Annotated in this window: 20 protein-coding genes, 3 tRNA genes and 3 rRNA genes; 5 read left to right on the forward strand and 21 right to left on the reverse strand. The window is 42.4% G+C overall.

All coding sequences use genetic code 11. From position 1 onward, the window contains the following. Positions 1–7: 7 nt before the first annotated feature. On the forward strand, positions 8–430 hold the full coding sequence (locus AAIR98_RS00800) for a hypothetical protein (protein ID WP_423970378.1): 423 nt from the start codon (positions 8–10) through the stop codon (positions 428–430). Here AAIR98_RS00800 and AAIR98_RS00805 read toward each other — a convergent pair. Together AAIR98_RS00805 and AAIR98_RS00810 are read right to left on the reverse strand one after the other, a co-directional pair. Next, positions 427–1,035, reverse strand: coding sequence for an LA_2272 family surface repeat-containing protein (locus AAIR98_RS00805; RefSeq protein ID WP_423970379.1), 609 nt, complete (start codon positions 1,033–1,035; stop codon positions 427–429). The genes AAIR98_RS00800 and AAIR98_RS00805 overlap by 4 nt on opposite strands. Continuing rightward, on the reverse strand, positions 1,036–1,497 hold the full coding sequence (locus AAIR98_RS00810; protein ID WP_423970380.1) for an alanyl-tRNA editing protein: 462 nt from the start codon (positions 1,495–1,497) through the stop codon (positions 1,036–1,038). It lies immediately after the preceding gene. Positions 1,498–1,585: 88 nt separating this feature from the next. Here AAIR98_RS00810 and AAIR98_RS00815 point away from each other — a divergent pair, with 88 nt between their 5' ends. Continuing rightward, complete coding sequence (locus AAIR98_RS00815) at positions 1,586–2,053, forward strand: type IV pilin protein (protein ID WP_423970381.1); 468 nt, start codon at positions 1,586–1,588, stop codon at positions 2,051–2,053. Between the two features lie 225 nt (positions 2,054–2,278). Here the strand turns inward: AAIR98_RS00815 and AAIR98_RS00820 are convergent, their stop codons facing one another. The 13 genes from AAIR98_RS00820 to AAIR98_RS00880 form a co-directional block, all read right to left on the reverse strand. Next, positions 2,279–3,250: a phosphoheptose isomerase family protein gene (locus AAIR98_RS00820; protein WP_423970382.1), complete on the reverse strand. Its 972-nt coding sequence runs from the start codon at positions 3,248–3,250 to the stop codon at positions 2,279–2,281. Positions 3,251–3,467: 217 nt separating this feature from the next. After that, entirely contained in the window at positions 3,468–3,671 is a 204-nt protein-coding gene (locus AAIR98_RS00825; protein WP_423970383.1) for a cold-shock protein, read from the reverse strand. 219 nt (positions 3,672–3,890) lie between these two features. Next, positions 3,891–4,009, reverse strand: a 5S ribosomal RNA gene (gene rrf, locus AAIR98_RS00830). A gap of 239 nt (positions 4,010–4,248) precedes the next feature. Continuing rightward, positions 4,249–7,279, reverse strand: a 23S ribosomal RNA gene (locus AAIR98_RS00835). Positions 7,280–7,675: 396 nt separating this feature from the next. Beyond that, positions 7,676–7,748 (reverse strand) — tRNA-Ala (locus tag AAIR98_RS00840). Positions 7,749–7,778: 30 nt separating this feature from the next. Beyond that, positions 7,779–7,852 (reverse strand) — tRNA-Ile (locus tag AAIR98_RS00845). A gap of 163 nt (positions 7,853–8,015) precedes the next feature. Continuing rightward, positions 8,016–9,527, reverse strand: a 16S ribosomal RNA gene (locus AAIR98_RS00850). The 16S, 23S and 5S rRNA genes sit together here with 2 tRNA genes alongside, the layout of an rRNA operon. A gap of 1,008 nt (positions 9,528–10,535) precedes the next feature. Then, positions 10,536–11,798 carry a hypothetical protein gene (locus tag AAIR98_RS00855; protein ID WP_423970384.1) on the reverse strand — a complete coding sequence of 421 codons (1,263 nt, stop codon included), beginning with the start codon at positions 11,796–11,798 and terminating at the stop codon, positions 10,536–10,538. 92 nt (positions 11,799–11,890) lie between these two features. After that, on the reverse strand, positions 11,891–12,814 hold the full coding sequence (locus AAIR98_RS00860) for a TerC family protein (RefSeq protein ID WP_423970385.1): 924 nt from the start codon (positions 12,812–12,814) through the stop codon (positions 11,891–11,893). A 314-nt stretch (positions 12,815–13,128) separates the two neighbouring features. Then, the gene (locus tag AAIR98_RS00865) at positions 13,129–13,485 is read right to left on the reverse strand and encodes a type IV pilin protein (protein WP_423970386.1); all 357 of its coding nucleotides are present in this window, start codon (positions 13,483–13,485) and stop codon (positions 13,129–13,131) included. A gap of 153 nt (positions 13,486–13,638) precedes the next feature. Next, positions 13,639–15,618, reverse strand: coding sequence for an ATP-binding protein (locus tag AAIR98_RS00870; protein ID WP_423970387.1), 1,980 nt, complete (start codon positions 15,616–15,618; stop codon positions 13,639–13,641). Between the two features lie 716 nt (positions 15,619–16,334). Next, positions 16,335–16,405 (reverse strand) — tRNA-Gly (locus tag AAIR98_RS00875). Between the two features lie 42 nt (positions 16,406–16,447). Then, positions 16,448–17,194 (reverse strand): hypothetical protein, encoded by a 747-nt coding sequence (locus tag AAIR98_RS00880; protein ID WP_423970388.1) that lies wholly within the window; start codon positions 17,192–17,194, stop codon positions 16,448–16,450. A 34-nt stretch (positions 17,195–17,228) separates the two neighbouring features. On the opposite strand from AAIR98_RS00880, the gene AAIR98_RS00885 reads away from it, so the two are divergent. From AAIR98_RS00885 to AAIR98_RS00895, 3 genes are all read left to right on the forward strand, one after another. After that, positions 17,229–17,645: a secondary thiamine-phosphate synthase enzyme YjbQ gene (locus AAIR98_RS00885; protein ID WP_423970389.1), complete on the forward strand. Its 417-nt coding sequence runs from the start codon at positions 17,229–17,231 to the stop codon at positions 17,643–17,645. A gap of 211 nt (positions 17,646–17,856) precedes the next feature. Then, the gene (locus AAIR98_RS00890) at positions 17,857–18,246 is read left to right on the forward strand and encodes an acyl-CoA thioesterase (RefSeq protein ID WP_423970390.1); all 390 of its coding nucleotides are present in this window, start codon (positions 17,857–17,859) and stop codon (positions 18,244–18,246) included. After that, complete coding sequence (locus AAIR98_RS00895) at positions 18,246–18,722, forward strand: SEL1-like repeat protein (protein ID WP_423970391.1); 477 nt, start codon at positions 18,246–18,248, stop codon at positions 18,720–18,722. Before AAIR98_RS00890 ends, AAIR98_RS00895 begins: the two co-directional genes overlap by 1 nt. 232 nt (positions 18,723–18,954) lie before the next feature. Here AAIR98_RS00895 and metG read toward each other — a convergent pair whose 3' ends face one another. The 6 genes from metG to AAIR98_RS00925 all read right to left on the reverse strand — a co-directional run bounded on the left by metG (position 18,955) and on the right by AAIR98_RS00925 (position 24,269). After that, the gene (gene metG / locus AAIR98_RS00900; protein WP_423970392.1) at positions 18,955–20,478 is read right to left on the reverse strand and encodes a methionine--tRNA ligase; all 1,524 of its coding nucleotides are present in this window, start codon (positions 20,476–20,478) and stop codon (positions 18,955–18,957) included. 9 nt (positions 20,479–20,487) lie between these two features. Beyond that, entirely contained in the window at positions 20,488–21,450 is a 963-nt protein-coding gene (holB, locus tag AAIR98_RS00905) for a DNA polymerase III subunit delta' (protein ID WP_423970393.1), read from the reverse strand. Then, positions 21,440–21,682, reverse strand: coding sequence for a hypothetical protein (locus AAIR98_RS00910; protein ID WP_423970394.1), 243 nt, complete (start codon positions 21,680–21,682; stop codon positions 21,440–21,442). Before AAIR98_RS00910 ends, holB begins: the two co-directional genes overlap by 11 nt. After that, entirely contained in the window at positions 21,682–22,296 is a 615-nt protein-coding gene (gene tmk / locus AAIR98_RS00915) for a dTMP kinase (RefSeq protein ID WP_423970395.1), read from the reverse strand. Before tmk ends, AAIR98_RS00910 begins: the two co-directional genes overlap by 1 nt. A 22-nt stretch (positions 22,297–22,318) precedes the next feature. Continuing rightward, positions 22,319–22,915 carry a KdsC family phosphatase gene (locus AAIR98_RS00920; protein WP_423970396.1) on the reverse strand — a complete coding sequence of 199 codons (597 nt, stop codon included), beginning with the start codon at positions 22,913–22,915 and terminating at the stop codon, positions 22,319–22,321. Between the two features lie 106 nt (positions 22,916–23,021). Then, positions 23,022–24,269 carry a serine hydroxymethyltransferase gene (locus AAIR98_RS00925; RefSeq protein ID WP_423972028.1) on the reverse strand — a complete coding sequence of 416 codons (1,248 nt, stop codon included), beginning with the start codon at positions 24,267–24,269 and terminating at the stop codon, positions 23,022–23,024. Between the last annotated feature and the right edge of the window lie 128 nt (positions 24,270–24,397).

Below are 24,397 nucleotides of genomic sequence, written 5' to 3' on the forward strand. Positions count from 1 at the left end.
TTATTAAATGAAAAAGTTTTTATCATTACTGCTTGCGTCCATGCTATCGTTTAACGGCTGCGCCACAATATTCCACGGCACCAAAGAACATTTGACCTTAAACTCAGAAGAACGTGAAACCACGTTTTATTTGAACAATAAAGAAATAGGCAAAGACAGCATTGCCTTCCGCATACCCAAACGCAAACTGCGTAAAGCCGTGCTTACCGCCAAGAAAACCGGCTGCGGCGACGCTAATATGGCTATACCGCATGACTTTGATTCTATATCTTTGGTTGGGCTTATATTTTTGTGGGGCGTGATATCAGTATTAATTGTAGACTGGGGCATGACTGGCGCAATAACAAAAGCCACAGAAAAGGACCTTACCTTAACCCCCAACTGTGACCCGGTTAATTTATACATACCGCCGCAAGAAGAAAATATTTAAAACCTAAAATTACATATTGGCAATGCCAACACATAACCGTTATAGGCAACGTTTATTAAACCTATTTGCACGCCGTGCAGCTGCCTGGCGTAATTTATCAAGCCTATTTGCACGCCGACAACCATGCCTTTGTTAATATTAAGCAGACCTATTTGCAGCCCGCCAAACCCGTCGGTATAACTTATGCCGTTTATCAGTACGCCCATATTATAAAAATCAGAATACTTTAAAGCGGCTATTTCCAGGCCGGTGGTTTCGTTTACACTTATTGCTGAGGCCGCCAAGCCAAAAGCCTTGCCTCTAACCGTGGGGGAAAGCACAATACCCGTGGTTTTACCGGCCGCGCCAAGCGCGGCAAGCTGCACACCTTTTAAATCGTCTGATATCGAGTTAATTATAGACGCCTGTAACCCGTAAACATACGGTGTAGTTGTGCCCAAAAGGCCGATATCCAGCCCCATTACAGTAAGTACATTGCCGGGGATAGAATCTGTAGGGCCGTTATTACCGAAAAATGAAAGTTTAACAGGCGTTGTTATCCCGCGTTGCGCGTAAGACGCGGCGGCAAGCATAATTAATACAAAGGTAAAAATAAGTTTTTTCATTTATTTAGGCTCCAGTTTAAACCTGAGCCTTAAGCGGCCGTTTTCATAATCCCAGGTGGTAATTTTAAATTTATCTATTTCGGATGTATTTTGCACGTGCATGCCAATGCAGGGGCAAACATCATAGTCCCCTACAAAAATCACACGCAGGCTGTCACCGGCGTCTGCGGGTAGTTTGCTGATATCGGATATCTTGGCAACTTCGTTGCGCGGCATAATGCGCTCAGTTACGGGTAAGTTTTGCGATATAACCTCGTTAACTTTTTTCTCTACCTCTTCCAATTGCTGCTGCGTTGGGGCGGCGGGTAAAAAGTAATCACATTTTGATTTGGTTTTTTCTATATGCGCGTTTTTACTTCTGGCGCAGCCAAAAGTTTGCACCATGGTTTGGTTAAGTATATGCTCGGCCGTGTGCATAGGGGCGTGATAATCTTTTTTAGGGGTAAAGTTGCTGTTTTCCATATATTTTATTTTAGCAATTTGAGAGTATAAAAACTTTTTCTTTTATTACAAAAATGTTATTATAATATTGTTAAATTTAGGAGATTTTATGAAAAAAGGGTTTACATTAATAGAACTTTTAGTAGTGGTGCTTATCATAGGTATTTTGGCGGCAATAGCGCTGCCGCAATACCAAAAAGCAGTAGAAAAATCCCGTTTTACGCAGTATATAACCGCGGGAAAATCGTTAAAAGATTCTTTGGAAAGATACTATTTAGCCAATGACGCTTACCCCGCAAAATGGTCCGACCTCGATATAGATTTTAGCGGTTGCACGGAATCACCTTCAGGCTATTTTATGCTGTGGTGCCAAAATTTCTCGGCAGATTTAAATACAAACGCCATCTCCAACGCCGGGATAGAAGGCTTTGATATTTTTGACAACAAAAATTATGGGGTGGGTGAAGATAGAAAATATAAGCATAAATATACTGTATATTTAGACAAATCCGGCAAACCCGGAGAAACCGCTTGCATTAGCACCACAAACGGATTATGTAAAAGTTTAGGAATGTAATAAGGAAGGCATTTTTGTTGGTACAAATAACTAATCCCCTCAAATGTTTGAGGGGATTAGTTTATTAAAAACCGCATTTACATAGTTTGCCGTCGAAGCAGCCGCAATGTTTTTGCGGGGTGCAATCACACACCGCAGTGTGTTTAATTCCTTTTTTATCTTTATTACATCCGCATCCGCACATAATTTATCCCCCCTTTTATTAATGCTTAACTATTTTAAATTTTAGTTTTTTCCATCTAAAACTGACTTAAAAAACTTAACCGCCTCATCATCCTTGGAAGAGTGATCCAACCCTGGATAAATAGTTACCTTAACGTTGGGGCTAAAAGATTCAAGCACTTCTTTGTATTTTATCCATCGTGTGTTGGTGTCACTCCCAAAGGTTTGCATGACAGCCGTTTTTTCAACCTCTGAAAAGCAGTCTTTATAATTTAAAGTCTCATTATCATCGACGTCTCCACGGTAAAAAAACTGCGGTACTTTTTGATAATTTTTTAAATCAAAATTTTTTCCTGTTATACCTTTTAAGTCAGCAACTCCGGCTGCATAAGGCAGCGCAACTCCGCCAAACTCTTCAAAAGGCATTGTCAATACCGAGGTGTTGCCACATACTGCGGCGGCAATTAATTTGGGATGTAAAAGAACAAACCTGTTGGCAAACTGGCAAGAAGCTGAGTTTCCCATAATAAAAACTTGTTTACTAGTTCTTATACTCATTTTCTTAAGGCGTTTTCTAGCGTCTTTTATCATAGCGGATAGCTGCAGATCAAGGCGTTGCAACGGGCCGGCTTCAATAAGAATAGCTTCTCTGCTTAGCGCATGAGTATAGGCGTATCCCGGACGTGGGAAAACAGGCATTAAAAATGGTGTGTCTAACTCTTTTACAACAATATACCTAGACTCTCCCATCCTGCTAAGTGTTATTGATTCTTCTTCAGCAAAATCTCTGTCCCTCACACTAGTATTATTAGTTTCGACAAGTAGCGTTTTTTTAATGCTTTTATTTATATTGTCAGGCACCATAAGAAAGTATGGGTAATTAAAACCTTTTTCCGGGGCGGCGTCTATTCTATAAATTGCCGCCGAATAAGGCGCGTTTATAGAAAATGTGGCATATCGCTTATCTGCGGCATCTTTACAAAACAATGGTATAGAAAAGAGTAAAAACAATAAAATTAAAAGATATTTTTTCATCGGAGTCTCCTGAGCAAAAAGCACTAACCTGTTTTTTAGCAATTATATTCCATCCATAAGACGTAATAAAACAAACTAAAGAAGAAAAACAAACCATACTAATAAATTGTATATAGCTTTATAGAGATCAAATTATTTTAAATATTATATTAAATAGATGAATATAAAACAAAAAAGCCGCTACTATATAGTAGCGGCTCTTGAAAATATTAAAAAATTAGATTTTTCTAACATTTACAGCTTTGGGGCCTTTTTCAGACTGAGCAACATCAAACTCAACTGACTGACCTTCTGCTAAGGTTTTAAAACCTTCGCCCTGAATTTCCTGATAGTGGACGAAAAGATCAGCAGATCCATCTTCCGGTGTTACAAAGCCGTAGCCTTTTTGGTCGTTAAACCATTTGATTTTACCTTGTGCCATGTGTTAATTACTTCCTTGTGTTAATTTTTAAGGTTTTTTGCAAAACCCCTTTATTACCTTTGCTGCTTATAATAAATCTTATGCTTATTAAGTAAATTATATCAAATATTTCTGGCAAAAGAAAAAGTATTAAAAATATTACTTAACAAACTCTTGTACAACTTGAAACATTTCCTGCTTAAAACCCATACATATTTATAAAAAAAAGGGAACCTATAAGACTGACAGCGATCTACTCTGACAACGCCGAGTTGGGCGTTACTACCATCGACCCTAACGAGCTTAACTGCCGTGTTCGGAATGGGAACGGGTGTTGCCTCGTTGGAATTACCATCAGTCTAATAGGTTCCCCTTTATTATAGGAAAACCAGATATAACTAAATCGGGGGTGGAGAAGGACCGCCTCATCAAGCAGTTACTCTACGCGGTTTACTCCTTCTCACATATCAACTGCTACATCACAGTTAACATAAATCTATTGTATCATATTATTTTAGAAAAACCAAGCTCACTCACAAATTAAGCAGTTAAGATTTTGTTCTCAAAGCCAAAATTGTGTTAGTGTAGATTAAAGAATACGGCCAAGCCTCACGACCTATTAGTACTGGTTAGCTGAACACATTACTGTGCTTACACACCCAGCCTATCAACCCGGTAGTCTTCCGGGGGTCTTATGGGAGATTAATTCTCCAGGGAAACCTTATCTTGAGGCGGGTTTCACGCTTATATGCTTTCAGCGTTTATCCCTACCGAACACCGCTAATCAGCTATGCCTGTTTACAGACAACTGATATACAGGAGGTTCGTTCATCCAGGCCCTCTCGTACTATGGACAACTCCTCTCAAGTTTCCTGCGCGCACAACAGATAGAGACCGTACTGTCTCACGACGTACTGAACCCAGCTCACGTACCACTTTAATGGACGAACAGTCCAACCCTTCCCACCTGCTTCAGCGGGAGGATGTGATGAGCCGACATCGAGGTGCCAAACCGAGCCGTCGATGTGAACTCTTGGGCCCGATCAGCCTGTTATCCCCAGGGTAGCTTTTATCCGTTGAGCGATGGCCCTCCCACGAGGTACCACCGGATCACTATGTCCTGCTTTCGCACCTGTTCGGATTGTCATCCTCACAGTCAAGCTCCCTTCTACCATTGCGCTCAGTGGCTGATTTCTATTCAGCCTGAGGGAACCTTGGAACGCCTCCGTTACTCTTTAGGAGGCGACCGCCCCAGTCAAACTGCCCACCTGAAACTGTCCCCAACCCGGATTCACGGGTATAGGTTAGAATCACAATTCACAAAAGCTGGTATTTCACGGTTGACTCCATAGCCTCCTCAAAGGCTACTTCAAAGTCTCCCAGCTATCCTACGTATTATAAATCATAATCCAATATCAAGCTACAGTAAAGCTCCATAGGGTCTTTTCGTCTTGTTGCGCGCAGCAAGCGTCTTCACTTGCACCACAATTTCGCCGAGCCCATCGTTGAGACAGCGGCTTCTTTGTTATGCCATTCGTGCAGGTCGGAACTTACCCGACAAGGAATTTCGCTACCTTAGGACGGTTATAGTTACCGCCGCCGTTTACCGGGGCTTAAGTTCACCGCTTCAACTTGCGTTTGACGGATCCCCTTGACCTTCCGGCACCGGGCAGGCATCAGGCCCTATACATCATCTTGTGATTTCAGCAGAGCCCTAAGTTTTTGTTAAACAGTCACGAAGCCCATTTCACTGCGACCAATTCAAACTGTATTGCTACAGCCATACTATGGTACTCCTTCTTCCGAAGTTACGGAGCTAGTTTGCCTAGTTCCTTAACGATGGTTATCTCGCGCGCCTTAGGATTCTCACCCCATCCACCTGTGTCGGTTTACGGTACGGTTATAATGTGAACTCCCCACGAAGTTTTTCTTGGCAGCGTAGTTGGACCACTTCAGTGTATTACTACACCTCGCATTCAGTGTTCGGCTTAGCAGCCTGACGGATTTGCCTATCAGACAATGCCTACGACTTTAGACGTGCATATAGCACGATGGTTTACCTTTCTGCGTCCCTCCCTGAGTTATGACGCGCACATTATAGTTCAGGAATATTAACCTGATGTCCTTCGCCTACGCCTTTCGGCCTGAGCTTAGGCCCGACTGACCCTGAGCCGACGAACGTTGCTCAAGGAAACCTTAGATTTTCGGCGGGAAGGATTCTCACCTTCCTTATCGCTACTCATTCCAGCATTCTCACTTATTAGCGCTCCAGTACTCCTTACGGTATACCTTCACTGCTGCTAATAACGCTCCTCTACCGCTACGACTTTCCGAAGAAAATCGCAACCCGTAATTTCGGTAATATACTTAGCCCCGAGTCATCTTCGGCGCAGATTCACTCGACTAGTGAGCTATTACGCACTCTTCAAAGGATGGCTGCTTCTAAGCCAACCTCCTAGCTGTTTAAGTAAATCCACATCCTTTACCACTTAGTATATATTTTGGGACCTAAATTGACGGTCTGGGTTGTTTCCCTTTTGCTCGTGAAGCTTATCCCTCACGAACTGACTGCTGTAATATTCGCCGCAGTATTCGGAGTTTGACTGACGTCGGAAAGAGGGTCGCTCCCCCTAGATCAACCAGTGCTCTACCCCTGCGGGTTAAATTACAACGCTAGCCCTAAAGCTATTTCGAGGAGAACCAGCTATCACCAAGTTCGATTGGCCTTTCACCCCTAACCCCACCTCATGTAGGAACTTTTCAACGTTCAACACTCCGGACCTTCATTCTCTGTTACGAGAACTTCATCCTGGACAGGGTTAGATCACTTGGCTTCGGGTCTAATATGGCTAACTAATCGCCCTATTCGGGCTCGCTTTCACTACGGCTTCAGACATCACTGCCCTTAACCTTGCTAGACACATTAACTCGCTGGATCATTCTTCAACAGGCACGCCGTCGCACATTATACACCGAAGTGTATCATAGTGCTACGACAGCTTGTAGATGTACGGTTTCAGGTTCTATTTCACTCCCCTCTCGGGGTTCTTTTCGCCTTTCCCTCGCGGTACTGGTTCACTATCGGTTGCCAGAGAGTATTTAGCCTTGGAGAGTGGTCTCCCCTGATTCCTACCGGATTGCACGTGCCCGGCAGTACTTAGGAACTTGTTAAGAGTCTGATAAGTTTTCGCTTAAAGGACTATCACCTTCTATGGTCGGACTTTCCAGACCGTTCAGCTAACTTCCAGATTGGTAACTCTTTGTGTCTAACACGAACAAGCCCTGCAACCCCATCCCACGCACCGTATACACCTTAATATATACAGTGCGGGAGATGGTTTAGGCTGTTCCGCTTTCGCTCGCCACTACTTACGGAATCTCTTTGATTTCTTTTCCACCAGGTACTGAGATGTTTCACTTCCCTGGGTTGTCTCCTATAACCCTATCTTACTGTCCGAAGACAATACCTTCAAGTTATGGTTTATGGGCTCACACCCATAACGGTTTCCCGATTCAGAAATCCCCGGATTACAGAATATTTGCTTCTACCCGAGGCTTATCGCAGCTTATCACGTCTTTCATCGACTTCTGGCACCAAGGCATTCACCATACACCTTTGTAGCTTGACCATATTCTTTAATCTGACCGGAAAACCGATCAAAACAAAATTTTGGTCTTTGAGTTTTTGCTAGATAACATTTATCTATGATTATTGTAATTATTTACTAATTTACTACTTGTACTTCAATATTGTTTAACTATTCAATTGTGTAAGTGCTGTGTATTTCCCTGCGCGGGAAATAACAGACGCTTGGTTTTCTAAAAATACATTTATTCTTTTCGCACTGCCAAGAATCTCGCTTCTTATATTAAGAAGTGTCAACCCTTTTTATGGAGATTTACCGAAAAAATAAAATTGTAAAGTTATATCTAATTTTCAAAGAACAACAAATTTGACGCAATCCGTCTTCGCTAAAAGCTACGACGCGATTTCACATTTCATATGACAGTTTCACTCATAAAAGTGGAGCTGATCGGGATCGAACCGACGGCCTCCTGCTTGCAAAGCAGGCGCTCTCCCAGCTGAGCTACAGCCCCTAAATCATTTTAAACATGTAAAGAATTAAGTGGGCCCAGGTGGGATCGAACCACCGACCTCACGCTTATCAAGCGTGCGCTCTAACCAGCTGAGCTATGAGCCCATGCTTTAAATTTAGGTGGTTAGATTGCATAGAATATTAAATACTCTATATAATCGATTGTCATAAATGTGCGAGTGGCCAACCTGAAACAAATAGCGCTCTAAGCGCTCCATTACCAGATTACCGACCTATTCTTAATTTTATATTGCTATAAAAAAAGAATAAAGGAGGTGATCCAGCCGCACCTTCCGGTACGGCTACCTTGTTACGACTTCACCCCAATTACTGATCACAACTTAGGGCCCAGACGACCTGAGCACTTCTGTTGCAATCAACTTTCGTGGTGTGACGGGCGGTGTGTACAAGACCCGGGAACGTATTCACCGCAGCGTGCTGATCTGCGATTACTAGAGATTCCAACTTCATGTGGGCGAATTGCAGCCCACAATCTGAACTGGGGCATAGTTTAGGGATTGGCTCCACCTTACGGTATTGCTGCCCTCTGTCTATGCCATTGTAGTACGTGTGTAGCCCTGGACATAAAGGCCATGATGATTTGACGTCATCCCCACCTTCCTCCACGTTATCCGCGGCAGTCTCCTGAGAGATCCTATTGCTAGGCAACACAGGATAGGGGTTGCGCTCGTTGCGGGACTTAACCCAACATCTCACGACACGAGCTGACGACAACCATGCAGCACCTCGGCTTACTCCCTTGCGGGTCATCCAAACTTTCATAAGGATTACCATAAGTCGTTCGAGCCCAGGTAAGGTTTTTCGCGTAGCGTCGAATTAAACCACATACTCCACCTCTTGTGCGGGTCCCCGTCAATTCCTTTGAGTTTTAACCTTGCGGCCGTACTCCCCAGGCGGATAACTTAATGCGTTAGCGTCGGCACGGAAGGGGTCGATACCTCCCACACCTAGTTATCATCGTTTACGGCTAGGACTACCGGGGTATCTAATCCCGTTTGCTCCCCTAGCTTTCGCACTTCAGCGTCAGTAAAGGCCCAGAAATCCGCCTTCGCCACCGGTGTTCCTCCAAATATCTACGCATTTCACTGCTACACTTGGAATTCCGATTTCCTCTGCCTCACTCAAGATCGCCAGTTTCAATTGCAGTTTCTGGGTTGGGCCCAGAGATTACACAACAGACTTAACAATCCGCCTACGCGCGCTTTACGCCTAGTAATTCCGAGTAACGCTTGCCACCTACGTCTTACCGCGGCTGCTGGCACGTAGTTAGCCGTGGCTTATTCGCAGAGTACCGTCATTTTTTTCTTCCCCTGCAAAAGGAGTTTACAATCCGAAAACCTTCATCCTCCACGCATCGTTGCTGGATCAGGCTTGCGCCCATTGTCCAAAATTCCCCACTGCTGCCTCCCGTAGGAGTGGGGCCCGTGTCTCAGTGCCCCTGTGTCCGGTCGCCCTTTCAGGCCGGATATCCGTCGTCGCCTTGGTAGGCCATTACCCCACCAACTAGCTGATAGACCATAAGATCGTCTTGAAGTGATAAATCTTTAATCAACTAATGATGCCACTAGTTGATACTATGGGGTATTAGCATATCTTTCGATAAGTTATTCCCCGCTTCAAGGTAGATTCCTTATGTATTACTCACCCGTCTGCCACTAGAATTTCTCATGTATTGCTACACAAGAACTTCTCGTTCGACTTGCATGTGTTATGCACGATGCCAGCGTTAACTCTGAGCCAGGATCAAACTCTCCATAAAATTAATAACCTTTAAACAGCGAACTGCTTAAAGACTACCAATCGTTACAGCGAGCATGTTGACTTTTGACTCTATACTTTTTGAATTAACTTGGTGTTATATATAAGGTGTATATATAACATTTATTGTTTTTTTCGTTATTACTTCGTTTGAGAAACCTGATACTGTTTAATACTGATGTATTAGTTTGTTTCAAGTTGCCCATTCGCACATTGCATCAAATTTTCAGAGAGCGAAATTTCCTCTCCGCTTTCCTCCTCTTGAGAGGAAGCCAAGGAAATTTTACTAAGTTTCTTACAGTTGCTATTGAACCGTAAGAATATTCTAACAAAGTTTTTAAAACTTGTCAAGCATTATTTTTATAACTTTTTGATAATATTCAAAAAGGGTTTGCTTTAACAACGCTTGTCAAAATTTAACTTCTTTATTTATTGCTTTTAAATATTGTAACAAAAATTTTTAAGTTTGTCAACTTCTTTTTTATTGCTTTTAAATATTCTAATAAAAAATTTAAAGTGTGTCAACTTCTTTTTGTAAAATTTAAAAATCTATTTTCAAGTACCTATATATTGTAGCAAATTAAAATTTATTTTGTCAACTCTTATTTTTTAGTAATGCCTTAAGCTCTATTATATTGGCCGGTCATATACTTATATATAAGGTTTAACTTAGTTTGTGTTTAAAAAGATCAGGTATTTGCTTGGTACCTATATATTATAACAAAGAACAGAAAAAAATGTCAACCTTTTTCTTTACTTTCAGCTGCATGTCCTAAAACAGAGGCAGATAGAAAAGGCATTTTGTATTGATACTATTTTTCGCGTTAAGCTTTTTAGTATGTATAAAGTTTATCACAATATTTATATATTTGTCAATACTATTTATTTTTACCGTCTGAGAAATATGCTGCAAAATACTTGACATATTATAACTTTACATGCACACACATTATATATAGGTATAAAAAAGCCGGGCTAAATAGCCCGGCTTAAAAGTGTTATTTAAGTATTATCTTATGGATGGCTGCGGGATTGTGTTATTCCATTTCAGTTTATTATACTCCGCACCCATAGCTCTTTTCATAAAAGACGCGGTATTATTATCTAAAGGTTCCGCTAAAACATTTTCACCGATATTTAATATATCCTTGGCGCCTTGTTTAGCCTGGAAATATTTCTCTTCAAGCCACGCCTGGGGCGAGCCGCCTTCCATATGGGAAACTCTGGCGGGCTTTTGCGGTTTTATAAGGAAACCGCCGAAGGTGTCTTTGTAAAATAAAGGCGCGCTCCAATAACCGTCGTGCAGCTTGCCGTTAACCACTAAATATCTGGCCTGTGTGCCCACAACTTCAAACCATTCATTATAGGAAGAGTCTTTAAACCCGAGCACGTCGGCATTTTGTACAAAAAGCGCTTCCAGCACATGCCCTTTAAAATTGGCGGTGTTATTGCCATTGTCCCAGAAGAGCTTGAAGTCTTTCATTGGAGAGCCGACAAAGGCCGCGCCCATAAAGAATGTTCTGGCAAATCTATCATGGTCATAATTAGGATATTTTTGCTTTTTCTCGGCAAGCTTCTTTTGAAACATTGCTTCTGTATATTCAGGAATTTCTATGAGAACAATTTGTCCGCCCTGGTTTATTTTGCCGCTATTGTCTCTAAGCGCGTGTATTTTGACTTTAACTAAATCGGGGTCTTCCGGCGTGTAAAAAACGTGATCCGGCGCGTATCCGGGATTAAGTCTTCTTTGTCTTTTTACTTCATTATCTTCGTCTATAAATTTTTGTTCATGATAGTAATTTTCGGATTCTAAAAATATAACAAAGTTATTTAATGTCTCGCCGCCTGGGAGAATGGCGTCTTTTACGCTCTTATTTTCCAATGAAGGTTTTAAAATGCTTATCCAGGCGGATTTCATTTCCGGAAATACGCAGTCGACAGGCATCATTACCCATCTTTTGCTTATTCTTAAACCTTGGCATACCAACTGTTCGTCGCTGGATTCATCGCCAGACATAGGACGCCTGGTTACTACGGAGAAAACATTTTTAAGCATGGGGTTAACATCACGCACTAACTCATGCTTGGGCACTGTTTTTATTTGCGCTTTGGGGTGCGGAATTCTATCGTTAACCGCTTTAAAATTTTCCATTAAATCCTGCGAGGATTTAAGCGGCATTTTGTAGTTTTTCCAATCGGTATTATTCTGCCCGAAGGACTGGACAGAAATTAAAAGGGTTGTGAGAAGTGTTATATATTTAAGTGTTTTCATACTTATAATGTATATATTAAGACAATAAAAAACATGAGCCTAAAGGCCTATATACATCTAGGTCTTTAGGCCCATTTTTCAATACTGAGATTTTATTTTGCTTCTTCTTTAGGCGGCCATATTTTATTGGCTAATATGGACATAACCAATACACTTACAATTACCGCCAGAGAAAGTACCGTAGGTACATGAACCCAATGCGCTATTATCATTTTAATACCGACAAAACCTAAAATGATAGCGATACCATATTTAAGATACGGAAATTTCCCCGCCATACCCGACAGTAAAAAGTATAAAGAACGCAACCCGATAATAGCAAAAATATTTGAAGTATAAACTATAAAAGTATCTTGCGTTATAGACAGCACCGCCGGGATAGAATCTATGGCAAAAACTAAATCAGACATTTCTACCACAACTACCGCAGCCAACAGCGGCGTGGCAAAAAGTTTGCCGTTTTCTCTTGTAAAAAAGTTATTTCCGCTGTAATGTTCTTTTAAAGGAATAATTTTTTTCAAAGCTCTATACGCGATATTTTTACCGGGGTCAAATTCTTCGTCCTGTTTGACTACCATTTTAACAGCCGTAAAAATAAGTATGCCGCCGAATAAAATCATTGTAGGCCAGAAAGCGGTTATAATTTTTACGCCTAAGAATATGAATAAAAAGCGCATCGCCACCGCACCCAAAATACCCCACAAAAGCACCGTGGGCTGATTTTCCGGAGGTATGGCAAAATATGTAAATATCATAATAAACACAAACATATTGTCTATTGATAGAGAATACTCAACAACGTAACCTGTTAAATATTCAAGCCCTTTGCCGTGCCCTAAAGTTAAAAATATAGCAAGCCCGAAGAGCAGGGCAAGCCCCACCCAGCAAGAAACCATAGTTAAAGCTTCTTTAATAGTAACTTTACCATGATGTTTATTCATGATAGCAAGGTCAACAAAAAGGGCAACAGCGACAATTACCCAAAAAGCGATCCACATAATTGTATGTATAGTCATAAGTAAATTATATCTTTTTTAATTTCTGTTGTTTAGCATCCTTTCAAAAATAAAAAGCCCGCTTTAAGCGGACTTTTAAAAATAAAATGAAAATGTATTTATGGTTTCATATACGGCGTTGTATATGCCAAAACTGTGGAGGACTGACATTGGGGCCAGGTTATTTTTTCACTTGCCAGAATGGTATAGCCCAAATTTGTGCATTTTTTAACCAGCTCGGGCTTAGCAGCATTAGCCGCGCATAATTCCTGGCCCGTGGGGCCAAGCCCAAGTATAAAAGAGTCATATGTAAAGGGCTTATGGTTCCAGCTAGCTCAAACGCAACCCATTCCGGAAGTTTCACTTGGAACCGCCGTAGTGTTGCCCGTAATGGTGTAGCGTCTTTTCCCCGACGGGGATATAACATAAGAAGTACCAATATGTGTGGCCGGCAACTCCCCGCCGACAGTACCCGGCAAATCAATATCCAAATCCCCTATGCTTGCGGGCCAGGCGCCGTGCTCAAGGTAATACCTTTGCATAGAAGCGTGTATTGCCGCAAGGTTAGTATATGCTTCCGCCACTCTGGCTTTTTCAACCGCTTTTTGGTATTGCGGTAACGCGATTGCCGCCAATATGCCTATTATTAAAACTACAACCAGTAACTCTATTAAAGTAAAACCTTTCCTCATTTACTCCCCCGCACCGTAACTCTTTTTTATAATTTAACCTTTTATATTATTGTTATAGCATATCAAAAAACCTGATAAATTATTTTATAAAAGTAAGTTTATTTAATTCTCCGCTTTGTTAATATTGGCGGCACAACAAAATAATGTTCTTTTTTAGGCAAGCCAATTGTGCAGCTCCGCCAAAACTTCTTCAAAATCTAACGGTTTGCCGATATGCCCGTTCATGCCGGCGGCAAGACATTTGTCAATATCCTCTTTAAACACGTTAGCCGTCATAGCGATAATCGGTATTTTTTTAGCTTTATCCATGTCAAGCGCTCTTATGCGGCGCGTCGCCTCAAAGCCGTCCATTTCGGGCATTTGCATATCCATAAAAATTAAATCATATTTTTCCGGAGACTCACTAAACATACGCAAAGCTTCCGCGCCGTTTTCGGCGGAGTCTATTTCCACGCCCGTAGGCTCAAGCAGCGCAAGCACAATCTCGCGGTTTATCTCCACATCCTCAGCCAGCAGAATACGTTTGCCTTTTAGAATTCCTTCCTCCGGCGCCGGCACAGCTTTACCTGCCTGCGCGTCGTCATCCGCGTTTTCAGCGGCATTACTAAAATCTGCTTTAATTTCAAATATAAATTTAGCGCCGCGTCCCAGTTCGGATTCAATCCATATTCTGCCCTGCATCATCTCAACAATACGTTTAGAAATAACAAGGCCAAGCCCCGTGCCGCCATACTGGCGCGAAATACTGTTATTTGCCTGTTTAAACGATTGAAACAGCCTGGCCTGTTGCTCAGGTGAAATACCTATACCGTCATCCTCCACTTCAATACGCAGCCGGCACATTCCATCCTCATCATCCAGGCGGTTTACGCGCAGATAAATATTGCCGTTAACGGGCGAAAATTTGTTAGCGTTGCTTAGTAAGTTGGTAATAACCTGCGCCAGCCTCTGGCGGTCTGCCAGCAGATATTCGGGCACATTATCATATATTTCCAATTTTAAATTCTGCTTCTTCTCTTCCATTTTAAATGTTATTACTGTAACCACCTGGTCCAGCATTTGCTTAAATGAGAAGTTTATTTTACTAAGCTCCAGTTTGCCCGCCTCAATTTTGGACATATCCAACACATCGTTAATAACACCCAACAGGTGGTTTGCGGCGGTGTCTATTTTTACCAGACAATGATGCATTTTTTCTATATCATTAGTTTGCCTGGCAATGTTGGACATGCCTATAACCGCGTTCATAGGGGTGCGCATTTCGTGACTCATGTGGGAGAGAAAATCTCTTTGTGCCTCGGTAGCTGCCTCGGCCCTAAGCAGCAGCTCGTGTTCTTCCGCGTTTTTTTCAATGTCGCGCGCCATATTGTTAATATTGTTCGCTACTTCGCCTAATTCTCCCTCTACATTTTCAATACGCGCAGTTATGTCTCTACGCATATTTTTAACGCCGTCAATAATGGTGTCAATATTACGCATCATACGGCGGGACAGCATTATAGCTATAAAAAGTGAAGCAAAATAGAAAAAAGCCAGGAACATTATTATCCCGTTTGAAAAATCTCTATATTCCTGTTCAATGCCGGAGGTTAACTCGTTTGCCCACGCGTAACCTATAACTTTTCCGTCACGTTCTATAGGGTACATAGCGTTCATAATATGCCCGCGCACCATAGAACCTGTTTGCACCATGCCTTTATTCTCTTTCATAACAGTGCGCCCCGGGTGGTCAACCGGGATAGAAACACCCACAGCGTCAGAATGTTCGGCCGACGGACCGTAGGTAACAATAGAATCAAGCTCAAGAGAGTAATACCCTGTACCAAGGCCGGGGAATAAGGAGGCAACTTCATCTGTTTTAGATTTTAACGCGCTGTTTAAAGCGGCTATTTGGTTTTCTCTAGAAGCGTTGGACGCGCCGGCATTTGCAAGAATAGCGTCATAGTTCTGTGCGCCAAGCATGTAATCCTGATATTTCGCCACGGATAAAAGCTTTGTTTCTTTTTCTTTTTCCATCGCGTTTTGGGACGCGTAACGTATAGTATAAAACGATACCGCGAACATTAATGTCATAAAAACAACAAAAAGTCCCACAATTCTGCCCTGTATTGTTTTAAAAAAATAACGTCCCATATAAACCCTCGGTGCTAAGTATGAAATGCCTGCAAAAAACTCTTAGATTACGCTAAGAGTTATTATATTAAAATAGTCTATCAGAAATCTGCCACACTTTCAATTAGAAAACACTCAGACATATTTACATATACCTCACGGGTAAAAGGAATCCTACCCTTTTGTCTCAGTCTTGAAAATTTAAAACAACAATGCTAATATTTTTTATGAAAACAAAATATCTTTGGCTAAATTCCTTCTTCACAATACTCACTTTTTCATCTGTAATTGCAGGCATATTGGTTCTTTTTTACTTTAATTTCAATTCGCGTATGGTGCAGGAGATTGTGTATATTCCTTTTGCGCTGGCGGCTAATATTTTTGCTTATATCGCACATAAATTCTACCCTAATTTCTATTCCAAAAAAACGCTTATTAGTTACGCGATAGTTACTATAGGAATATTTGCAGGGTTTTTACTTAATTAAACATAACAATAACGCCTTCCTTTAAGGGAGGCCTTTTTAACTCAGCGGGCGAAGGGAACCCGACCCTTTTATCAAGACAAAAGGGTCGCAAAATTTAAGTCGCTGCGCTCCTAACGGCGAAATTTTGCCCGTCCATTTATCCCCCCTGCCCCCCAACGGGGGGAATCAAGGTTTTCTTGTCTCGCCTGCGCTCGACTAAATATAAATAAAAAGACCTCCGTACTACTGGAGGCCTTTTTATTTATATTTAGCGGGCGAAGGGAATCGAACCCTCGTCTCAACCTTGGCAAGGTTATGTTCTACCATTGAACCACGCCCGCGGAAATTGTTGATTAATGACTACTAAAATATTATAGCAAATTTTATTTTAAAATTATAGATGCTACATTTTTTGTGTGCTTGTTCGTCTTAAGCGCGTTCGCTATCGCGGGGTTATTTTTAAGCGCGGACAGCGTGGGGCTCTTATTAATTGTAGCGGCTGTACTCTTAGGATTTTTTATAAAATACTGCACCGCGGGACTTCTGAGAACGGAGTCCATTATCCTGCTGGCGGCTATAGTTTCAACCACTTTGGGGTTGGCCAAAGCGGCTTTTACGGCGGTATAATTAAAAAACTTTTGAAGCGCGGCCTCATCTAATGCAACGGCGTAAAGCGCTTTAGGGTCCTGCAAAAGCGCGTTTACGTCTTTACGCGCCATAAATGCATCGTTAACGGCTACGGTGTTAAAAACAAAACGTATTACCGCGGCGTCGTCAAGGTTTGTATGCACCGTGTTTAAAAGCGCCCACGGCGCGGTACCTATAAGTTTAAAATCTTTTTCAACAAAAGTATTAATGTTGGAGCGCACGGGTATAACTATTGCGGAACCTGTGTCAACATATTCCACGCCGCGCAGCCCGCTGCCTATAATGTCACCGGTTATCACGCCGCCGCTGCTTGGCTTTCTAACATCAACGTTTACCTTTAAACCTTCTATAATAACAGGGTCAATGGCGGAGTCTATATTTTTTGCTTTTTTGACGGCGTAAGACACAGGCAAAGCAATAAGTAAAAAAAGCAAAAGTATGCCGATACCGTAAATCATTTTTTGTTGTGTATCTGAGTTCATGAATATATTCTAACAAAATTAGTATCATAATTTTATGAAATCATATACAGAATACCTTACGCTTAACACAACAGAGCGTTACCAAATAGTTAATATTACCGCCAAAGCCGAGGAAGCGTTGGCCAAAAGCGGCATTAAAGAAGGTCTTTGTTTAATTAACTCCATGCACATAACCTCAAGCGTGTTTATTAATGACAATGAACGCGGCCTGCACAAAGATTTTATAAAATGGGTAGAGCGTCTGGCGCCCTACGACATTAATGGGTACGAGCATAATTTAACGGGCGAGGATAACGGCGACGCGCATTTAAAACGCACCATAATGGGCCGCGAGGTTGTGATAGCAGTAACCAACGGTCGTTTTGATTTTGGCCCGTGGGAAACAATTTTTTATGGCGAGTTCGACGGCCAGCGCAACAAGAAAATTTTAATTAAAATTATAGGCGAGTAAAGCAGTCAAACATAAAAATTGCGCCTTCGGCGTAAACTTATTGATACGCTCGGCAGGCTTGCCTCACTTTCTACGGCGAGTTCGACGGACAACGTAACAAAAAAATTTTAATAAAAATAATAGGCGAGTAAAGCCTTTATTATAGAAACCGACTGCCCAAGGTTTATTTCAAAGTTCCAAGGCAAACTAAAACAGCAGGAGACAAAAGAGAATGCATACTACTAAGGTTAAGATTTATTATGCCGACACTGATTGCGGCAATGTGGTTTATTACGGTAATTATTTGAAATATTTTGAGATTGGCAGGACGGAATTTATAGCCGCCAAAGGCTTTGACCTTAAAAAATTAATGGACCAAAATATTTTATTTGTAGTGGCCCGCCAAGAAGTGGAATACAAATACCCCGCGCAGTATATGGATGAACTTACAATAGAAACAAAACTTGTGGAGACATCTTCAATAAGACTGGTTTTTGAAAACACTATAACCAACCAAAACGGCCGCCTTACAACCAAAGGCAAAACAACTATGGTAGCGGTAAACCGCATGGGCGTACCCACGCCTATGCCAAAAGAAATTATGGAGGCGTTGACCAGATAATGGACTTACTTGCTATATTTTTACTTTCTGTGGCTATGGTTGTGGTGGGGTTAGGTTTTATATTAAAACACAAAACCCCAACCAAAGATGAACGCGCGGAAGACTACGCCGAACTTGAAGAACGCGCCAAACAAGGCGACGAAAAAGCACTTTATGATTTGTTAATGATTTATTACAACGACAAAGACAAAACATTTTATCCTTTAGCTTTCAGATGGGCGCTTAGTGTGGCACACCAGGAGTATGACTCCGGCGTTATGCTGCAGGTTGCCGATATGTACTACGCCGGTGACGGTATAGAACAAAGCGACGAACGCGCGTTATTTTGGTATGAAAAAGCGTTAAAGCGCGAGCTTGATTTGGGCGAGGATGCTATACTATCATCTGAAGGCACCGGCCACCTAACAGCGCAAATTCATAAACTAAGAAACAAAATAGCCAAAGACGCTGAAAACAATAAAGACCAACAGCTTTAATAGTAAAAACCTTTTACATAAATTTGTTTATGCAAGCAGTCATCCTGAATTTTTGCGTCAACGCAAAAATGTGAGGATCTACCTTATAAAAAGAACTATAGTTTTTAAGCGGTAGATGTCTACGTCGGCGCGTTGGCGCGCCTCCTCAACATAACCTTATTTATAGCTTGCCCGGCAAAGATTTAGCAATAAAAAACACCCTCCGGTTGGAGGGTGTTTTTTATTATAAACATTATTTGGCTTCTTCTTTTTTATCTTCAAGCCTGGGGAACAGCGGCGCGTATTTTTCCACGGGTCCCGGGGCCAGCCTGCGTTTTATCTCAGCGCCTGTGGCGGGCATAAAAGGCTCCACCCACGCGGCTACACTGCGCAGCGCAAATATTAAATCTGTCAGCACAGCTTTAGCGCCCTCAACATCAGTCTTTGCCATTGTCCAAGGTTTGGTTTCGTCAATATAGCGGTTCATATCGCCGATTAATGACCATATAGCCTCAAGCGCTCTGTCAAGCGCCATGTCGCCCATATGCTTTTCTATTTCAATATCTAATGCGGCGGCTTTGTCTGTTAAGGCAGACTTGTGCTCGCCGTAAGCGGGCAATTCCATATATTTACCCGCCATATTAAGCGTGCGGGAAAGCAGATTGCCAAGGTCGTTTGCCAGGTCAGCGTTGTAACGCCTTTTAAAGGCGTCCATGCTAAAATCGCCGTCGGCGCCAAAAGGCACTTCTCTAAAAAGGAAAAAACGCAGCGGGTCCAGGCCGTACTCGGCCGCTACTTTGGCAGGGTCAATAATATTGCCGAGGGTTTTGGACATTTTTTCGCCCTCTACAGTCCACCAGCCGTGGGCAAAAACTTTTTTAGGCGTTTGCACGCCCAGCGCCATAAGCATGGCGGGCCAAATAACGGCGTGAAAGCGGAAAATTTCTTTACCTATAACATGCACGTCGGCGGGCCAGACTTCCTCAAAATTTTTAATGCCAGACTTTTCTAATTCTTTTTGAAAATATTCTTTGTCTTCAGGTTTTTCGGCTATTTTTGTACCCAGGCCGGCGGCGCTGGCGTAGTTTATAAGCGCGTCAAACCATACATAAATTGTGTGCGCGGGGTTGCTGATTACCGGTATACCCCAAGCAACTTTTGTACGGGTAACAGACAAATCTTTTAAGCCGCCTTTAACAAAATTAATAATTTCAGTCGCTCTTGATTTGGGGCTTAAAAATGTAGGGTTAGCCTCGTAAAATTTAAGCAAAGCGTCCTGATATTTGGAAAGTTTAAAGAAGTATGTTTCCTCTTTAACTTCTGTAAGCGGTTTTTTATGTATAGGGCAAACGCAGCCGGGGGCTTCCGTTTCGTCCATGTAAGTTTCGCAGGAGTTGCAGTACATACCGCTGTAATGGCCTAAATAAATGTCGCCTTTTTTAAGCAAAATTTCAAAAATTGTTTGTACTGTTCTTTCATGGCGTTCGTCTGTAGTGCGGATGAAATCATCATACTCAATATTTAAAACTTTCCATAAATCTCTAAAGGTGGCGGAAACTTCGTCACTCCACTGTTTAGGTGTTTTGCCCGCGGCGGCGGCGGCTTTTTCTATATTAATACCGTGCTCGTCGGTGCCTGTTAAAAAGTGTACAGCTTCGCCCTTTGATTTTTTATAACGGGACACTATGTCACACGCTACAGTTGTGTAAGCGTGGCCTATGTGCGCGTAAGAGTTTACATAGTAGATTGGGGTGGTTATAAAAAATTTCTTTGTCATATTTCCTCGTTATTTAAATACTTCTTCGTTAAATTTATCAGTTTCCATCAGCGCGGCTTCCACAACCATAGAGGGGGAAACATTGCGCCAAACAGCTTTTTTATAATGCGAAATTTGGTTAAGCTTAGTTTTAATACTTTCTCTTATTTTATCATCTTTTGAAGTGGCCCACATATTATGCAGCCCCGTTGAAAGTATGTCAAGTATAAGCGAAGCTTCTATCCTGCCGACGGCTAAAGTTCTGTTTAAAGTAGCGGCAACCTCATATGGAAAAGTTTCTTCCGCCGGATTAAGAGAGTTTAAAGAAGATAGTACATCTATCACAGCGATCCCCCTGCTGACGGAGCCGCCGCAGTACTTTGCCGCCTTTTTTATCACGCTTTCATCATGCCCAAAACCTTCTAAAATTCTTACCATCACGTCCTCCGGCAAGCTGGCAAATGTCACGGCCTGTGAGCGGGATTTAATGGTGGAAAGCATGCTTTCACGTTTAGAACTTATAAGTATCCATACAGTTTTGTACGGCGGTTCTTCTATAAATTTTAATAACGCGTTGGCGGCCTCGCTCTGCATGGTTTCGGCCCTGTCCACCACTATTATTTTGTACCCACCAAGCACGGCCTTTTGCTGTGATTTGGCGGTTATGGAACGGATGGTCTCAACATTAATATGCTGTTGTTTTTCCACTTCTTTACCCGTAAGCTGGGCTTGGTAGTTAAAACCTGCGAAAATATAATCGGGGTGGGTGCCGGCTAAAATATTTTTACAGCTAAGGCAAACGCCGCAGGCGTCGCCGGATTCTTTTGCGGCAGAGTCAGCACAATTAAGCGCCATGGCAAAATACTGCGCCGACATAGCTTTACCCACGCCCTGCGGGCCATAAAAAAGCATGGCGGGCGGTATACGGCCCGACAATATAAACTTTTTAAGTTGTGTGATTGCTTTTGTTTGTCCAAGAACCTTAGAAAACATTTAAACCTCTAAACAGTAACAAAACGCCTAAAATAACAATAATTATACTTGTAACAAAGCGAAGTTTAACGTAAGAATCAATTTCCTGCGGGGCCAGCCTGCGCACTAAACTTAAAGGCGGGGTTTTGCGCCAGGTTTCTGAGCGTACGTAACCGCTTTTATAAAAAAGAAAAATGCCAAATAAACCTACACAAATTGTGACAACACCCATAAAAACTTTTTCTGCTTGCATTACAATACCTTATATTCCCTTAAATAACCTAAAACCTTAGCGTGTATTTCTTCCACGGTATTGTCCGCGTCTATTAACACGGCGCCGGGGGTTTGCTTTACCAGCTCTTTATACCCCTCTCTCATTTTACTGCGGAATTCATCGGCCTCTAACTCCAAACGGTCTGAAAATAAATATTCTCCGCGCTGGGCAAAATATTTGTCAGACATTAAAAAAACCAAAGTTAAGTCCGGCTGCAAGCCGTGTGTGGCTATAAAGTTGACGTTGTTGATAATGTTCATATCAATACCGCGCCCATAACCCTGGTAGGCGCAGGTTGACATGGTGTAACGCTCACAAATTACTATTTTACCCTCAGCCAAAGCGGGCATAATACGCTCTTCCGTATGTTGCGCGCGTGACGCGCCGTACAGCAAAAGTTCCGCTCTCGGCGTAACCATATTGGCGGGGTCTAACAAAATATTTCTAATGCCCTCCGCCACAGGCGTACCGCCAGGTTCGCGCGTGAGGAGCACATTGTAACCCGCTTGCTCTAAAACCTCTCTAAGCAAGTTTGCCTGGGTGCTCTTCCCCCCGCGGTCGGGCCCTTCAAAAACTATAAATTTACCTGACATCTAAATACTCCAAATATAAAATTTAGTGTGAGCCTGTTGATGTAAAAACCTGTGTTTTGGCCTTGGGTTTTCTTTGCCAGCGGGCTTCTTTAATATCTTCTACAAAAGGGTGCCATTTACCCTGTGAGTTTAAAATCATCTCCACCACTTCTCTGGCGCACTCGTCACCGCCGTTTGCGTCTGTTATATAGTGGCAGTATTTTTTAACGTCTTCACGCGCGTTGCCGGGGCATATGGCTAAACCCACTTTGGTAAGCAGCGGCAAATCTATAATATCGTCACCTATATAAGCAACTTCTTCCGCCGTAATATTTTCTCTTTTTAAAATATCTTCAAAAGGGTCTTTTTTATCCAAATAGCCTTGGTAAATATATTTAAAACCTAAAAATGTCGCCCTTAACTCTGTAGTTTTATGCGTGCGGCCTGTTATAATGGCGCTGCCTATACCGGCGTCGCTTAAAATTAAGAAACCAAGGCCGTCAACTGCTGAAAAGCTTTTAAACTCGTCCAATTCGCCTTTGGCGTTTATAAACAGGTTAAGCTTGCCGTTTGTAAGCACACCGTCAACGTCGGTTATTAAAATTTTGATTTTTTTTGCTCTTTCTATTACCTTATCCATATTGTTAGTTTACCTTTAGTGAATTGCTTTTGCAGAATTATATTGTCGCATTTTTGGAGATATTAGACAAATGGCGCGGAATAATCCGCGCCATTTACGTAAAACATTAGTCAAGCGTAGGGTAAAGCGGGAAAGACTCCAGCATTTTAGCTACTCTTTCAGAAATATCCGCAAGCAGCGCCTCATCTGTATGATTGGTTAAAACCTCATCTATAAACCCAGCCACAATATCCATATCCACTTCTTTCATGCCTCTTGTTGTAACGGCGGGGGTGCCTATGCGCACGCCGCTTGTTATAAACGGCTTTTGCGTGTCATAAGGTATTGTGTTTTTATTTACGGTTATGCCCGCTTTATCCAAGGCTTCCTCAGCCGCTTTGCCTGTGATGCCTTTATCTGTTAAATCTATACATAAAAGGTGACAGTCCGTACCGCCAGAAACTATACGGTAACCGCGTTTTTGCAGTTGTGCCACAAGTTCTTTAGCGTTCTTTTTAACCTGCTTTTGATAGTCTTTAAATTCAGGGGTAAGAGCCTCGCCAAAGCAAACAGCTTTAGCGGCTATTACATGCATAAGCGGCCCGCCCTGCTGGCCCGGGAAAACGGATGAGTTAATAGCCTTAGCGTGCTCTTCTTTGCAAAGTATAAGCCCGCCCCTTGGCCCTCTTAAGGTTTTATGAGTTGTTGTTGTAACAACATCGGCATACGGCACCGGGTTAGGATATTCGCCCGCCGCTATAAGGCCAGCGTAATGCGCCACGTCACATATAAGGTACGCGCCAACGCTGTTAGCGATATCTCTTAATCTCTGCCAGTCCCATATTCTGGAGTAGTTTGACGCGCCGGCCATAATAACTTTAGGCTTGTGTTCAAGCGCCAGCTTGGCGGCTTCTTCATAATCTATTTCTTCATTATCTTTGCGCACGTTCATGGCCACGATGTTAAAAAACTTGCCGGAAAAATTCATAGGATGCCCGTGCGTTAAATGCCCGCCGTGCGAAAGGTTAAGGCCCAGCACAGTGTCGCCGGGTTTAATTAGGGCAAGGTACGCGGCCATATTTGCCTGCGCGCCGGAGTGCGGCTGCACGTTGGCATGGTCCGCACCAAAAATTTGTTTAGCGCGTTCTATGGCTAAATTTTCTACGATATCCACAAACTCGCATCCGCCGTAGTAACGTTTGCCGGGGTACCCCTCCGCGTATTTATTTGTCATTACGCCGCCCTGCGCTTCCATTATGGGCAGTGATGTAAAATTTTCGCTTGCTATAAGTTCCAGCTTGGTGCGCTGGCGGTTTAATTCTTTAGAAACGGCGTCAAAAACTGCGGGGTCTTTTTGCTTAAGGTTGGGGTACATTTCGGGCCTCCAAATTGTAGGTTGCCAACAGTCTCTGAACACAATGTTCATTCACCTAAAAACCGGCTCCCCCTGCGGGCTGGGTTGTTTTTTTAATATTTTAATTTTTTTGCTCCTCAAATAGCACA

It is taken from the genome of Elusimicrobium simillimum, assembly GCF_049639735.1.
GTDB lineage: Bacteria > Elusimicrobiota > Elusimicrobia > Elusimicrobiales > Elusimicrobiaceae > Elusimicrobium > Elusimicrobium simillimum.

What these genes read in the sequence shown, in the direction of transcription:
- tmk (WP_423970395.1), bottom strand. Translation starts at nt 22,296, where the DNA reads ATGTCAGGTAAATTTATAGTTTTTGAAGGGCCCGACCGCGGGGGGAAG.
- AAIR98_RS00800 (WP_423970378.1), top strand. Translation starts at nt 8, where the DNA reads ATGAAAAAGTTTTTATCATTACTGCTTGCGTCCATGCTATCGTTTAAC.
- AAIR98_RS00810 (WP_423970380.1), bottom strand. Translation starts at nt 1,497, where the DNA reads ATGGAAAACAGCAACTTTACCCCTAAAAAAGATTATCACGCCCCTATG.
- AAIR98_RS00920 (WP_423970396.1), bottom strand. Translation starts at nt 22,915, where the DNA reads ATGGATAAGGTAATAGAAAGAGCAAAAAAAATCAAAATTTTAATAACC.
- AAIR98_RS00890 (WP_423970390.1), top strand. Translation starts at nt 17,857, where the DNA reads ATGCATACTACTAAGGTTAAGATTTATTATGCCGACACTGATTGCGGC.
- AAIR98_RS00870 (WP_423970387.1), bottom strand. Translation starts at nt 15,618, where the DNA reads ATGGGACGTTATTTTTTTAAAACAATACAGGGCAGAATTGTGGGACTT.
- AAIR98_RS00820 (WP_423970382.1), bottom strand. Translation starts at nt 3,250, where the DNA reads ATGAAAAAATATCTTTTAATTTTATTGTTTTTACTCTTTTCTATACCA.
- AAIR98_RS00825 (WP_423970383.1), bottom strand. Translation starts at nt 3,671, where the DNA reads ATGGCACAAGGTAAAATCAAATGGTTTAACGACCAAAAAGGCTACGGC.
- AAIR98_RS00885 (WP_423970389.1), top strand. Translation starts at nt 17,229, where the DNA reads ATGAAATCATATACAGAATACCTTACGCTTAACACAACAGAGCGTTAC.
- AAIR98_RS00855 (WP_423970384.1), bottom strand. Translation starts at nt 11,798, where the DNA reads ATGAAAACACTTAAATATATAACACTTCTCACAACCCTTTTAATTTCT.
- holB (WP_423970393.1), bottom strand. Translation starts at nt 21,450, where the DNA reads ATGTTTTCTAAGGTTCTTGGACAAACAAAAGCAATCACACAACTTAAA.
- AAIR98_RS00910 (WP_423970394.1), bottom strand. Translation starts at nt 21,682, where the DNA reads ATGCAAGCAGAAAAAGTTTTTATGGGTGTTGTCACAATTTGTGTAGGT.
- AAIR98_RS00865 (WP_423970386.1), bottom strand. Translation starts at nt 13,485, where the DNA reads ATGAGGAAAGGTTTTACTTTAATAGAGTTACTGGTTGTAGTTTTAATA.
- AAIR98_RS00815 (WP_423970381.1), top strand. Translation starts at nt 1,586, where the DNA reads ATGAAAAAAGGGTTTACATTAATAGAACTTTTAGTAGTGGTGCTTATC.
- AAIR98_RS00880 (WP_423970388.1), bottom strand. Translation starts at nt 17,194, where the DNA reads ATGAACTCAGATACACAACAAAAAATGATTTACGGTATCGGCATACTT.
- AAIR98_RS00860 (WP_423970385.1), bottom strand. Translation starts at nt 12,814, where the DNA reads ATGACTATACATACAATTATGTGGATCGCTTTTTGGGTAATTGTCGCT.
- AAIR98_RS00805 (WP_423970379.1), bottom strand. Translation starts at nt 1,035, where the DNA reads ATGAAAAAACTTATTTTTACCTTTGTATTAATTATGCTTGCCGCCGCG.
- metG (WP_423970392.1), bottom strand. Translation starts at nt 20,478, where the DNA reads ATGACAAAGAAATTTTTTATAACCACCCCAATCTACTATGTAAACTCT.
- AAIR98_RS00895 (WP_423970391.1), top strand. Translation starts at nt 18,246, where the DNA reads ATGGACTTACTTGCTATATTTTTACTTTCTGTGGCTATGGTTGTGGTG.
- AAIR98_RS00925 (WP_423972028.1), bottom strand. Translation starts at nt 24,269, where the DNA reads ATGTACCCCAACCTTAAGCAAAAAGACCCCGCAGTTTTTGACGCCGTT.